The organism is Roseivirga pacifica (genome assembly GCF_900111145.1).
In the GTDB taxonomy this organism is placed as follows: Bacteria; Bacteroidota; Bacteroidia; order Cytophagales; family Cyclobacteriaceae; genus Roseivirga; species Roseivirga pacifica.
Genome location: NZ_FOIR01000002.1, coordinates 247426 through 260256, shown reverse-complemented (window position 1 = coordinate 260256; position 12831 = coordinate 247426). Strand labels below are relative to the sequence as shown.

Below are 12831 nucleotides of genomic sequence, written 5' to 3'. Positions count from 1 at the left end.
CTTTTATCTAAATAAAAATGGCCACAATTAGTTCCCCAATTGCAGCCACTTTATTAATTAAAAGCTGTAGAAAACTCCGAAAGTAAAGCGATTACCGCCTTCTATCGTTGCAAACTCATCTGTATTGAACGATTGATCAATTATAAATTGATACTGTGTATTGAAAGTTAAACGAGACAGATAAAGTTGCCCTCCGAGCGTTCCTAGCAGAGATTCACCACCAGTATTGGCTTCGCGAATACCATTCAGTTCGTGATAATCACCAAACTCGTAGTAAACTCCGGCAAATGGTAGAAATGAGACGCTTTGCGTTTCAAAATATCTAAACACACTAGCCGATACATTCCACTGGTTACCAAACCTGTATTCATGACTATTGGTAGTATTCAACTTATAGGAGCCTTCGGTATTGATGCCCCATTTGCCTGTTCTAATGATGTAATTGGCAGAAAGGATATAGTCAAGACTTCCAGAACCTAGTTGAAAGTTTCTATTAATCAACTCTCCTTGATCTTCCATGTCATAATCCCCTGCCGGTAGTTCAAAACCACCACCTAGGTCCAATGAATGCCAAACACCTTCAAGTTTATCAGATGTATTCAGCACATTGTAATAAGCCATAACAATAGGATCTCCAATGCCATTCGCATCAATATTTTGGTGCGAACCATTCATGCTATTGAACATATATGGCACAATATAGCGTACCTGCAACTTGTTGGTAATGCTAAACTTACCTGTCAAATCAACTCTTTGGTAAGTATCATTGCTGTACTCATCTTCAAAGTAATAATCATCATTATCAATGTATGCGCTAAAGGTGGCCCTGTTGTATTGCAAACCAATAAGGTTGCGATCTTGCAAGGACATATAGCCAAAGTAAAGCCCCGAAAGGCTGCATCCGCATACATCGCAGGCCATTGCCCTAAAAGAGGCACCTGTTAGTAAAAGGACTATTAATATTCGTTTAATCATTGTTTCTGAATAAAGGGTTCGAAATAAAATCGTGATCGGTTAAGGTTTTGAGAAAGGCTATTATTTGCACCTTCTCTTCTTCCGTCATCGGAATTCCAACCACCTCACCTCCATTTTTGAACATCGGATCGAGCGAAGGTGAATCCACCATGTTACCATCATAGTGGCCCAACACTTCTTCCAATGTATTGAACCGAGCATTATGCATGTAAGGAGCAGTAATCTCCACATTCCTCAAACTCGGCACCTTGAACTTGCCAATGTCACTCGGGTCTTCAGTAATGGTTGCCCAGCCTTCATCGCCAAACACACTACTTATACCGTTGTTTCTGTGGCTAAAGTCGGTAAACAATTCACCCTGATGACAAGCCGCACACTTTTGCTGAAATAGATTCATTCCAGCCATTTCAAGTTCTGTTAAAGGCTGACCTTCTAGCACATATTTGTCATAGGTAGAATTAGCCGAAACCATCATGGCTGTAAACTGAGATAGCGCATGCAACATAAACGGAGAGGTAATTTCACTCACTCCAAAAGCTGCCTGAAACAATGCCGGATACTCTTCATCATTATTGAGCTTTTCAACCACATTGGCCAAGGATTCTCCCATTTCAATGTCAGACTCTATGGCATTAATTGGCACAAAGTCTAAATGCGTTACGCCTCCATCCCAAAAGAACTCTTGCATAAAGGCCATATTAGCCATAGAAGGCGCATTTCGAATACCAAACTGATTATCGATACCAATGCTGGTTGCATGCAGGGGCGTATCGGCAAATGCCCGCGACTGCTGGTGACAATTGTTGCACGAAACACTGTTGTCTCTCGAAAGCATCGGATCGAAAAAAAGCTTTTTACCAAGCTCAAAACCTGCCTTTGTTACCGGATTATTTTCAAAGGTGTAAGTCGGTTCAGGGAAATGCTCAGGCTTTTCAAATCCAAATGGCTTGTCTGGAGCTTCCGTATCGCTGCAAGCATAAAGCAGCAAAAGTACCCAACCAAAGGTTAGGTACTTTCTACAATTTTTAATCATGGCTGCTAGTGCTTTGATGCACATGGTGAACCACAAATATTTGCTCTAATACATTGGCAAATGGAGCACCAGCCTTAGGCGCATGCACTGAATAAGTTGTATTGAAGTCAATATTGGTGGCATCAAACATTTTCAGCACATCCGTAACCACATGTGCCATTGGCGAAAGCCCATCGCCTACCGTTACTGTGGTGCCAAAATCTAGCGTCACGGTTCTTACATTGTTAACAAAGTTCTCATTATCGGCTACGTCTTTCCAGCCGCCTACGTGCAATGCAAAAGTTTTCTCTTCAGTAGAAGCACCATTGCCCCAATCCACATATTCTTGCTGAGAATTTTCGGCAGTACCTTCAATAGCAAAGCCAATATAACCGGCATTCCAGTTCCAGAACCAACCACCGTTGGCCGGATCTAGCACACCACCGGCAGCACCTTCTTGCACGCCATCTTCTTCTACACCAATTGTAAAAGTGACTCTATCGTATGTTCCGGCAGGTACGTTTTCAATTTGAATATTAGCTGTTGCCGACTCACCTTCCATTACATGGTAATAGCCTTTTGAATCTGCGGCACTCGCATCCATTTCATCGGCATAGTATTCACCATTAGGGCCTTCCAATACAATTTTGCTTACATAATAGCCCAACATTGAAACGTTGAACTTTTCACCATTTGCCGTTTCGTATTGGTAGTTTTTATCCCCTGGTGCAGTTAAGTTCACTTCATTAGATCCAACTTTATTATCGAAGTAAACTTGAAAGCTACCTGTTTCTTCAGGACTTGGGCTATCATCATTATCACAAGACCATAGGAATATTGTCAGCGATAGTATCGCTGTGAATTTTAGAAATTTCATTTTGAATGTTTTATAGGTTAATTTTTGAATAGAGCTACTTACCTAGGCCTAAAGGGATGTGCTTCATACTCTACCCTGAACAAGGTCTTCACAGAATGCCTTGAACAAAGCTGTGAGGACACAGCTTTTGGCGCGAGTAATGGTTTATCCCAATGTGACCTAAGTGAGTAACACTATTATTGAAATAAGTGGGTAGACATACCTCTTCCAGCCCAATTGAGGTGGAGTGGATTTTGCCTACAAAATTGATATAATTAACCTATGCCCGGGGAGGGTGAAAAATATCGAAGCTTAACAGGTTCTTTGGCGTTCTGTCGTTCAGCACAAGCTCTTCTTGGCTTATCAACAGGTACCGCGTAGTCTCCTCTAGTTCAACTTTCAAATCAGCATTCAGATAGAAATTGAAGCCCTTTGGAAGGTCTAATTGAGCCTTTTCCTTCTGTTCTTCGGCCATACCCAGTTTCTTATCTAGGTAACAGGTACCCCCACAAACAGTAATTGGCTCATCGCGATTAATACACAGCACCTCGGCTATGTAATCTCGCCTTACTTCAAAATCGAGGAGAATAAGCGGCATCATCAGCGCACTGACCAGATTGGACAGGATTATCAGTGCTATTATTAACCGCTTGAGCAACATAGTTGCAAATGTCAGTCAGCATTCCTTCATTTCAAACGAATAAACGCACTTTTTAACATTAGAATTGATGAAAGGCAGCTACTTAGCCAGCACAGCCGCAGTATCTATACTAAAAGCCTTCATTAGCGAACGGTACAGTATCGGGTGCTTGGCCTTTAGCAAGTGTGGGCTTTCAAAGAAGTATTCCCCTGCCACAGCAAAAAACTCTTGCTGACTATTGGTGGCGTAAACGTGGATATCGGAATCTTGCTCCTCAATCTCGGCTATCTTTTGGTGAATAAACTGTAACCAAGGAATAGCAAATGAGCGTTTTTCAAAGCCCGGAGGAACACCATCAATAAACCCATTCTCCTTATCGAAAATATGGATGAATTCATGCAAACCGACATTGTCTTGATCGTCATTAATATCAAAACCAGCGTGTAATGCAGGTTTGGAAAAAAGCACCTTCCCTTCCAAAATACCACTACCAACCATGCCATTTATGCGTTCGTCAGGATCGTCTAACTGAAACCACCTATTGAATGAAGTAGGATAAATAATCACTTCCTCTAAGTTGCGATAAGTACAACGCGGAAAGCCGAACAAAGGAATTACAGCACTACTTGCCACTAACAGTTTATCCACCAAGGTAATCTCTGTTTTAACTCCAGTGATCTTTATACTCGCCAAAAACTCCTGAACGTCATTTTCGAACTGGCGCTTCCCTTGTTCATTTAATTGTCTATAGAAATATACCCTTTTCTGAAGAATGGTTCTCCACGCTGGTGCAATAGGCTTATGCTGGAATTTTTTACGCTTTTTACGCTTTTTACGCTGATAAACAACAACTATTAAAAAGCCAAAGGCAATGATATATCCGATCATCTGGTTAGGGTGTTTGGTCTGTAATGATACTAAATCTGACAGCATAAATACCCTGTGCCCCAACAAATAAATCGGCTCATCGCCTTTGCCACTGAAATAAATTGACGTGAGTTCTTAGGTGCTATTTTGTAGTTTCCATTCAACCTTAATTAAACTACATGAGAGTAAACCGAATTATTTTGTGCTTACTGGCCATTTCCAGTGGGCTATTTATTTTTGAAGAGAGCGGCTTGTCCCAAGCCAAAGACTACCCTGTCGATCCTTCCTTTTATAGCAATTATTCGTGGCGAAATATTGGCCCAAACCGTGGTGGTAGATCGTTGGGTGCTGCAGGTAGCCCCGGTAGACCAAACGAGTACTACTTTGGCGCCACAGGCGGTGGGCTATGGAAAACCACCGATGGCGGTAATGAATGGTTTCCCGTAACAGACGGACAGATTACATCTTCCAGTATCGGTGCGGTGGCTGTAGCCGAAACCAACCCCGACATTGTATACATTGGCGGTGGAGAAACACAGCTCCGCGGCAGCATTACCCAAGGTGATGGCGTGTACAAAACCACAGATGGTGGTAAAACCTGGAGACATTTAGGTTTGAAAGAAACGCAAGCCATATCGAGAATCCGGGTTCACCCTACTAACCCAAATATTGTTTATGTGGCAGCGCTCGGCCATCCTTATGGCGAAAATGAAGAGCGTGGTGTTTTTAAATCGACCGATGGCGGAAACACATGGGACAAAGTGCTTTATGTGAGTCCAAAAGCTGGTGCTGCTGATTTAATAATTGACAGAACCAACCCCGATGTACTGTATGCCACTACTTGGCAGGTTTATAGAAAAGCATGGAAAATGTGGGGAGGCGGCCCCGACTGTAAAATATGGAAGTCGCTAGATGGTGGCGAGACTTGGATTGACCTCACCGCAAACCCGGGAATGCCAGAAGGCCCCGTTGGTAAAATCGGTGTTACCGTATCGCCTGTAAACCCCGATAGAGTTTGGGCGGTTGTTGAGGCAAACGAAGGTGGCGTTTTCCGTTCCGATGATGGAGGCTGGACATGGGAGCGCACCAATAGTGAAAGAAAGCTTCGCCAGCGCGCCTTTTATTATTCTCGCATTTATGCCGATCCTCAAGACGAAAACACAGTTTACGGTTTGAATGTGAACTTTTGGAAGTCTACAGATGGTGGTAAAACTTTCGACATTCAATTGCGACCACCCCATGGAGACCACCATGACTTATGGATCGACCCTAATGATCCAATGCGCATGATTAGCGCCAACGATGGAGGTGGCAGTGTGAGCATTAATGGTGGTCAATCTTGGACCGCCCAGGACTTCCCTACCACGCAGCTTTACCATGTAATGACAACGAGTGATGTTCCGTACCATGTAGCTGGAGCGCAGCAAGACAACAGCACTTTAGCCATACCAAGCGAAGGCTGGCGACATATGCAAGCGCGTGGACCTAGCAGCGAGTGGTATTATGCAGTTGGTGGTGGTGAAAGTGGCTGGATTACACAAAGCCCTACCGATCCAGATATCTTTTATGCAGGCAGTCAGGGAGCACTTTTAACCCGATACAACCGTAAGTCTGGACAGATTAGGGACATTCAAGTTTATCCGCGATTCTTCTCAGGAGAACCGTCAAGTGCGCTACCTGAGCGTTGGCAGTGGACCTTCCCTATTATGTTCTCTCCTGTCGATCCTTCCGTAATGTACACTACTTCTCAGCATGTATGGAAAACAACCAACGATGGACAAACATGGGAGAAAATTAGTCCAGACCTAACCTATGCCGACCCTGAAACTTTGGGCGAAACTGGCGGTATTTTAACCAAAGACATGAACGGCCCAGAGATATATGCTACCGTTTTTGCATTGGCACCGTCAAACTACGATGTGAATACCATTTGGGCAGGTTCCGATGATGGTAAAGTGCACATTACCCGAAATGGTGGTAAAAGATGGACTGACATTACACCTAAAGACTTGCCTAAATATTCGCGCATAAGCATAATAGACGAGAGTAAATTCAATGAAGGAACGCTCTATTTAGCCGCCAACAGATACCAAGTAGACGATAGACAACCGTATGTTTTCAAAACCACAGACTATGGAAAGTCTTGGACTAAAATAACCAACGGTATTGCAGACGGTCACTTTGCTAGGGCAATTAGAGAAGACTTGAAACAACCGGGACTGCTGTACTTAGCCACCGAACATGGTGTTTATGTATCGTTTAACGATGGTGAAATGTGGCAACCGCTTCAGCTTAACTTACCCGATACACCTATTCGTGATTTAGTGCTGAAGAATGATGATGTGGTGCTTGGTTCTCACGGTCGTGGTTTCTGGATATTGGATGATATTGCGCCATTTAGAAAAGCAACGGAAATAATGGCTAATGATCAGGTGACCTTGTTCAAACCTGCCGATCCTATTCGAGGGGTTTACAATGCGAATATTCAATACTATTTGCCTAAAGCCGCAAATGAAGTAACCATTGAATTAATGGATGCCGAGGGCAACCTTATCGACACTTTTAAAGGTGGAAAAGATGAAAAAGGTAGAGGCCTACCTCCTGCCAACAATGGGTTGAACAGCTTTACATGGAACTTACGTTACCCAGGCGCTACAGTCTTCGATGGTATGATTATTTGGAGTGCACGACCTCAGCGTGGTCCAATGGCGCCTATTGGTGAATATCAGGTTAGACTTACAGTAGACGGAGAAACTAAAACCAGTAGCTTCAACATTGTAATGGACCCTAACTTGGAGGGCATTACTCCTGAGCACCTACAAGAGCAGTTTGATTTGGCTATGCAAATAATGGCAGAAACCTCTGAGGCGAACGAAGCAGTAATTTTGATCCGTGATATCCGTAAGCAAGTAGAGGCGATTGACGCCAATCAAAATACCACTTCGGCTATCAATACAATGATGGAAAAGCTTACTGTTATTGAGCAGGATTTGTATCAGGTACAAAACCAAAGTCCGCAAGACCCGCTAAACTTTCCGATTAAGCTGAACAACCGTTTGGCATCTTTGAGAAGAAGTGTGGAAAACGGGCAAGCCAGGCCTACCGATGCTGCTTATGTAGTTTTTGAAGAACTGAAAGCCGAGTTAAAAATGCACCTGGATAAACTTAATAATGTGCTAACCACAGACCTCAAGCAGGTAAACGAAGTACTCCTTAATAGTGGTAAGGATATTATTGAAGTGAATTGATAAAATAAAAGAGACTGACTCAAAAGCTAATTGTTTTCGTCTTTCTGAGGGAGAAAATTTCTCCTTAGAGAAATAGTCGACCGAAAGAATCTTATTGTTGATTGCAGTGCTCCTAACAGACAGATTCTTTCGTCCCGAATGCTCGGGACTCAGAATAACGTTTAGCTTTTGATTCAGCCTCTTTCAATTCTTAGCTGATAAACAGTGATTAGTCAATCACTTTTACGTTTACAGCGTTAATTCCTTTTCTACCTCTTTCGGTATCGAATTCTACGTTGTCATTTTCACGAATTTCTTCGGTCAAACCACTTTCGTGAACAAACACATCGTCACCACCATCAGCTGGTTTAATGAACCCAAAACCTTTAGAGAAATTGAAGAATTTAACTGTACCTTCCATTTTAATTATATTAGTTGTTATAAAATTGTTTTATGAATTAGTCCACAAACGTGAACGCCTTTCCTGTTTTTCCGGCCCTACCGGTTCTACCTATTCTGTGCACGTAGCTATCCATTGTCATAGGTAGCTGATAGTTCACAACGTGCGTTACACCTGTAACGTCTATTCCTCTAGCTGCCACATCTGTAGCTACCAATACTTTTACGCTGCCTTTTTTGAATTTATCAAGTGCTTTAATTCTGTAATTCTGAGATTTATTACCGTGAATTAAATCAGACTTAATACCTGCTTGATTGAGCTTTTTAGTCACTCTATCAACCCATCTTTTGGTTTCCGCAAACACAATCACTTTTTCAAAATCTTCTCCTGAGATCAGGTCCCTAAGCATTTCGAACTTATCGGCATTCGCAGGCACCTTTATAATATCCTGTTCTACCCTATCACTAGAAGAAGTTCCAGTATTCACTTTTACCTCAACAGGATTGCTGATCAACTCCGAGATTAAGTTTTTCTGTGTTTTGTCAATAGTAGCAGAGAAAAGCATTGTCTGCTCTCTTTTGTCCATGCTTTTCACAATACGCTTAATATCATGTACAAAGCCCATGTCTAACATACGATCGAACTCATCGAGCACAAGCACAGGTATTCTGTGTAATGCTATGGCTTTTCTATCCACCAAATCCTTAAGCCTACCTGGTGTACCAATTATGATATGATTCTTTCTTTTTAATTGAGAAAGGTCTTTACCAATGCTGGTACCGCCAATGAAACTGCCTGAAAATAACTTTAAGCCTTGAGCCAAGCTTTTAAACTCTTGCTCCACTTGCAATGCCAGCTCTCTGGTAGGCACCACAACCAATGCAGTTAGCGTGTTTGGGTTCTCTAGCAACCTTTCGATAATCGGAATTAAGAATGCAGCTGTTTTACCAGTACCTGTATTGGCTACGCCTATTAAATTCCTTTTGTCCTTTAAATGAACGAGCGTTTCTTCCTGAATTTGGCTTGGTTTAGAAAAACCTTTTTTAGCCAAGTTCTGCTTAAGCTTATAATGTATTGGTAGTTCTTCAAAAGTGCTCTTAGCCTCGTAAGGCTTATTAGTATCTACTGTCGCCTTCTTTATAAGGGACTTAGGATCTATAGTTGAAGTTTTCTTAGCTCTACCGTTATTTCTGTTTCTGTTGTTACTATTTCTGTTTGGCTTACTAAACCTATCGGTTGTAGTTCGCTTTTTTCTTTTTGTCTTAATAGAATGCATTAATTCTTTTGATATTATGATTGCCTGAGATCGACAAACCTCTTAATGAGGGCACAGAAGGGATAATTAATAAAGGCTTACAGCTGACCTAGATATTACGGTCTGTGAAAAGTAAGGATTTCTTACTCCGAACTTACTTTGAGGATCTTATACTCGCCCTGATTTTCTTGGATAATGATAAATAATAAGGGGCAAAAATTGATTATAGAATCGGGCGTGATTGAATAATAAAAGGATACTCCTAATTTGTTGATGCAAAGATGAGCTTAATAAATCGTCATTCCTAATTATATCTCATATTCAAAATCACACACTCATTGCCAGAATTCAACTTCTAAAAGAAGTCAATACTTACCTCTAAAAACACTTTTATTGCCACTTATTTAGCTAATAATACCTCATATAAAACAGTTCAAACGGACTGATTTTAAATGCGTTTTTCAGAAGTTATGGAATTAACTGGTGGACATTCTGTCTAATCTTCTTAACTTTGTGGCTTATAGTTCATTGTGATTCTATATAGGCGGCCTGAGAATTTGGAGACTTAACGCTGCCTTTCTAAACCGGTTAATACCGGGTTCTGAACGTTTTAAAGCGAAATTTTAATAATAAAAACTGTATGCAATTCGATACTGTGGCAACTAATGCCTTTTTCCCTGTTTGGAAGAAATACCGTCCGGTTTTACTTAAGCTAATGAAAGATGCTGAGGAAGAAACTCAGACTTACCCTTTCTCTAAGCATGAGTTTACCGATGTGGACACAAAAAAGAGCACTACTTACCCTTTCAAACTTGAAGCTCATGAGGGAAGAGCTGTTAATTCCATTAAGTCGTCATTATTAGCACAAGACCTTTTGTCGCTTTTGAAAATGTCGCAAACGGCTGTTGAATTGATGGATGCTGCTACTTACACCTTTAAACTAGACAAGGAGTTTGTATTGCACGTTTCTTCAGAAAAAGCTGAGAATGCCGAAGAAACAACTGAAGAGTAATCAGTAAAACTTAAGACTTATAGGGCGCAGGAATTACTTCTTGCGCCTTTTCTTTTTCACCTTTTTGTACTCCTCTTCTTCAAGCGCTGCTTGCTTCATAAGCTGTTGCCAGTCGTTGGCCTTTCCATCCGAAATATCTAAGGTGTAACGATAGTCGCTTTTTGAGATCTCCCAACGGTCTATCGGCTTAGCCAATTCGCCTTCAATAGATTTAAGCAAATCTTTCTCTTCGGTGCTGCAAAACGAAAGTGCCTGCCCTTTTTGTGTTCCACGCCCGGTTCTACCCACGCGGTGTACATAATGTTCTACAGATTCTGGTAAATCATAATTCACCACCAATTCTACATTAGGAATATCTATACCACGAGCACTTACATCGGTAGCCACAAGCACCTTCAATTTGCCCTTTCTAAAGGCAGCCATTGTAGCCTTTCTGTCCTTGGCTTCACGATCACTATGAATGGTATCAACCGTAAGGTCTACGCGCTCCATCGCCTTTTTCACTCTTTCGGCACGAACTTTTGTTCGCACAAAAACCAATATTTTCTGATCAGGCTTTTGCTTAATTAAATCTTCGAGGAAAAAACGTTTGTCGTCCATTTCAATAAATGCCACAGCATGCTGCACATTTTTAGACACCGGATCTTTTGGCGAAATCTGAATTCTAATCGCATTCGTTACCAGCGAGTAAGCCAGCTTTTTAATCTCTTCGTTTATAGTGGCCGAAAAGAAAAGTGTTTGTCTTCGCTTTGGGATATGACGCATTAAGTCCCTTATATCCTTAATAAAACCAAGGTCCAACATGTGGTCGGCCTCATCCAGAATAAGCGTTTCTACCCTGCTTAAATTCAGTGCTCCTTGACTCACCAAATCGAACATACGGCCAGGTGTAGCGATAAGCACATCCACTTTCTTCTCAAGCCGTTCCTTCTGTGGATCTTGGTCTACCCCACCGTGAATACAGAAAATGGAAACCTTGGTGTACTTACCTAGCGTTTTAAACACCTCGTATATTTGTAATGCTAGTTCGTGTGTAGGTGCCATTACGAGACACTTTACTCCATCGGCACGGAGTTTATTACCAGCTTTAAGCGTTAGTTTATGAAGTGTTGGAATAGCAAAAGCAGCCGTTTTACCCGTTCCCGTTTGGGCAATTGCCAGTACATCTTCTCCCTTGAGAATAGCTGGAATTGACTTGAACTGAATATCAGTTGGCTTTTTATAGCCTTGTTCAGAAATACTGCGCTTTATCCCTTCATCAATGGAATACGACTCAAACTTCATAGCACTAAATTAAGCCACAAAGGTAAGCCTTGTTTTCGCATTTTCAGGGTTAGTAGAAATGAATAACTAATCTGGAGTATGAACAAGGCACGTAACACTTGCATGCTGCCATAAATAACTGGCCGGAAACTGACTTCTAATCTGCTTGCTGAATAGTTTTTCGCGGGCACCGGCTTTTCCCTCGCCACTCACCAAAAGCAAAATACGCTTGGCAGATAAAATGTCTTTCATGCCCAATGTGAGCCCATAGGTTGGCTTGTCTTGTAACGCTTGCACCATACTATGAGCTTGAGAACTACTTGCAAGTGTCGCAATATGACAATGGTCTGTTAAGGCCTCGGCCGGTTCGTTAAAGCCAATATGACCGTTTTTACCTAGCCCTAAAACGCATAAATCGATTGGACCTTGCTCTTTAAGCACAGCAGCCATTCGCGCACATTCTGCTTCAGGGTTTGCAACATTACTTTGAAAGCCGAAGTAACGCTGTGGTGCTATTCCGAGCGTCTTAACTACTTCCTGCTGCAAATAATACTCACAGCTAGCGGGGTGCGACATAGGTATGCTGCCCCACTCGTCTAGCTTTATTACACGCATCTTTTTCATTTGCTCAGCCGCTTGACTCAAATTTCTGTAAAGCCCTAATGGTGAATTGCCAGTAGCAGCGCAGAGCAATAAGTTTGGGTTTTCGGTAACGTAATGAAGCACAACTTCGGCAGCCAAAGCACTTAGCTGATCATACGATTCGCAGTTAGTAATTTCCATTTAGGCCCAAGCAGGTTTATTGTCATATGGAACGCAACCATCGAACCTACCCGGTATTGGATTGAAGCGTAGTGCTTTTGTCATGCCAGGTTCCGAGGTAAAATAGCCCCAAATGGTCAACTGCTTCATCATAGTGAAGTAATGTTCATCACCAGCAGATTTGGCCGCTGTATCTAGCTCTGTTAAAAGCTCAGTCTTATCAGCGCTGCTCAACTCCACAAAGCTTTTGCCGTAATCTTTCTTGGCTATCTTCTGAATTTCGTGCAAGCCTTTAAAAAAGGTGTTCGCTTCTTCCTGACTATAGCAGTCGCGAACCATTACGCGCATAAAATTACCGATTTGAGCTGCCTTAGCTCCTGGAGAATTGGCTGTTTCGGGCAAAATGGTTTCACCAATTTCATCGAGTAAGCGCACATCATTATGAGAGAAGAATACAAATGTATCCTTCTCTCTCGTGCAACCGGATAGGAACATTTCTGCCCCTACAATAGCGCCACCAAACATGGCAGCGGTTAGCGATAGTGCCTTTCTCCTTTTCATG

The 12831-nt window shown here is 42.1% G+C and carries 12 protein-coding genes; 2 read left to right on the top strand and 10 right to left on the bottom strand.

What is annotated here, in order from left to right; all coding sequences use genetic code 11:
* Positions 1–57 precede the first annotated feature (57 nt).
* The 5 genes from BMW98_RS10025 to BMW98_RS10005 all read right to left on the bottom strand — a co-directional run bounded on the left by BMW98_RS10025 (position 58) and on the right by BMW98_RS10005 (position 4371).
* Entirely contained in the window at positions 58–975 is a 918-nt protein-coding gene (locus BMW98_RS10025) for a transporter family protein (RefSeq protein ID WP_139177475.1), read from the bottom strand.
* Complete coding sequence (locus BMW98_RS10020; protein ID WP_090258451.1) at positions 968–2008, bottom strand: cytochrome-c peroxidase; 1041 nt, start codon at positions 2006–2008, stop codon at positions 968–970. Before BMW98_RS10020 ends, BMW98_RS10025 begins: the two co-directional genes overlap by 8 nt.
* Positions 2001–2864 carry an MbnP family protein gene (locus BMW98_RS10015; protein WP_090258450.1) on the bottom strand — a complete coding sequence of 288 codons (864 nt, stop codon included), beginning with the start codon at positions 2862–2864 and terminating at the stop codon, positions 2001–2003. The genes BMW98_RS10020 and BMW98_RS10015 overlap by 8 nt, the downstream gene beginning before the upstream one ends.
* Before the next feature lie 259 nt (positions 2865–3123).
* A complete protein-coding gene (locus tag BMW98_RS10010) occupies positions 3124–3504 on the bottom strand; it encodes a hypothetical protein (protein ID WP_090258449.1) in 381 nt (126 codons plus the stop codon).
* 78 nt (positions 3505–3582) lie between these two features.
* Entirely contained in the window at positions 3583–4371 is a 789-nt protein-coding gene (locus tag BMW98_RS10005) for a M90 family metallopeptidase (RefSeq protein ID WP_162844751.1), read from the bottom strand.
* A 158-nt stretch (positions 4372–4529) separates the two neighbouring features.
* On the opposite strand from BMW98_RS10005, the gene BMW98_RS10000 reads away from it, so the two are divergent.
* A complete protein-coding gene (locus tag BMW98_RS10000) occupies positions 4530–7598 on the top strand; it encodes a VPS10 domain-containing protein (protein WP_090258447.1) in 3069 nt (1022 codons plus the stop codon).
* Positions 7599–7806: 208 nt separating this feature from the next.
* On the opposite strand, the gene BMW98_RS09995 is transcribed toward BMW98_RS10000, so the two are convergent.
* Positions 7807–7998 (bottom strand): cold-shock protein, encoded by a 192-nt coding sequence (locus tag BMW98_RS09995; protein WP_090258446.1) that lies wholly within the window; start codon positions 7996–7998, stop codon positions 7807–7809.
* 37 nt (positions 7999–8035) lie between these two features.
* Positions 8036–9253 (bottom strand): DEAD/DEAH box helicase, encoded by a 1218-nt coding sequence (locus tag BMW98_RS09990; protein ID WP_090258445.1) that lies wholly within the window; start codon positions 9251–9253, stop codon positions 8036–8038.
* A gap of 619 nt (positions 9254–9872) precedes the next feature.
* Between BMW98_RS09990 and BMW98_RS09985 the strand changes: the two genes are divergently transcribed.
* Entirely contained in the window at positions 9873–10244 is a 372-nt protein-coding gene (locus BMW98_RS09985) for a hypothetical protein (RefSeq protein WP_090258444.1), read from the top strand.
* 33 nt (positions 10245–10277) lie between these two features.
* Here the strand turns inward: BMW98_RS09985 and BMW98_RS09980 are convergent, their stop codons facing one another.
* From BMW98_RS09980 to BMW98_RS09970, 3 genes are all read right to left on the bottom strand, one after another.
* Complete coding sequence (locus BMW98_RS09980; protein ID WP_090258443.1) at positions 10278–11528, bottom strand: DEAD/DEAH box helicase; 1251 nt, start codon at positions 11526–11528, stop codon at positions 10278–10280.
* 66 nt (positions 11529–11594) lie between these two features.
* The gene (locus BMW98_RS09975; RefSeq protein WP_090258442.1) at positions 11595–12290 is read right to left on the bottom strand and encodes a galactosamine-6-phosphate isomerase; all 696 of its coding nucleotides are present in this window, start codon (positions 12288–12290) and stop codon (positions 11595–11597) included.
* A complete protein-coding gene (locus BMW98_RS09970) occupies positions 12291–12830 on the bottom strand; it encodes a gluconate 2-dehydrogenase subunit 3 family protein (protein ID WP_090258441.1) in 540 nt (179 codons plus the stop codon).
* Position 12831: the final 1 nt, after the last annotated feature.

Bases quoted from the DNA above. Each gene is read 5' to 3' on its own strand.
- BMW98_RS09995 (WP_090258446.1), bottom strand. From the start codon at position 7,998: ATGGAAGGTACAGTTAAATTCTTCAATTTCTCTAAAGGTTTTGGGTTC.
- BMW98_RS10005 (WP_162844751.1), bottom strand. From the start codon at position 4,371: ATGATCGGATATATCATTGCCTTTGGCTTTTTAATAGTTGTTGTTTAT.
- BMW98_RS09970 (WP_090258441.1), bottom strand. From the start codon at position 12,830: ATGAAAAGGAGAAAGGCACTATCGCTAACCGCTGCCATGTTTGGTGGC.
- BMW98_RS10020 (WP_090258451.1), bottom strand. From the start codon at position 2,008: ATGATTAAAAATTGTAGAAAGTACCTAACCTTTGGTTGGGTACTTTTG.
- BMW98_RS10010 (WP_090258449.1), bottom strand. From the start codon at position 3,504: ATGTTGCTCAAGCGGTTAATAATAGCACTGATAATCCTGTCCAATCTG.
- BMW98_RS09975 (WP_090258442.1), bottom strand. From the start codon at position 12,290: ATGGAAATTACTAACTGCGAATCGTATGATCAGCTAAGTGCTTTGGCT.
- BMW98_RS10025 (WP_139177475.1), bottom strand. From the start codon at position 975: ATGATTAAACGAATATTAATAGTCCTTTTACTAACAGGTGCCTCTTTT.
- BMW98_RS09985 (WP_090258444.1), top strand. From the start codon at position 9,873: ATGCAATTCGATACTGTGGCAACTAATGCCTTTTTCCCTGTTTGGAAG.
- BMW98_RS10015 (WP_090258450.1), bottom strand. From the start codon at position 2,864: ATGAAATTTCTAAAATTCACAGCGATACTATCGCTGACAATATTCCTA.
- BMW98_RS10000 (WP_090258447.1), top strand. From the start codon at position 4,530: ATGAGAGTAAACCGAATTATTTTGTGCTTACTGGCCATTTCCAGTGGG.
- BMW98_RS09980 (WP_090258443.1), bottom strand. From the start codon at position 11,528: ATGAAGTTTGAGTCGTATTCCATTGATGAAGGGATAAAGCGCAGTATT.
- BMW98_RS09990 (WP_090258445.1), bottom strand. From the start codon at position 9,253: ATGCATTCTATTAAGACAAAAAGAAAAAAGCGAACTACAACCGATAGG.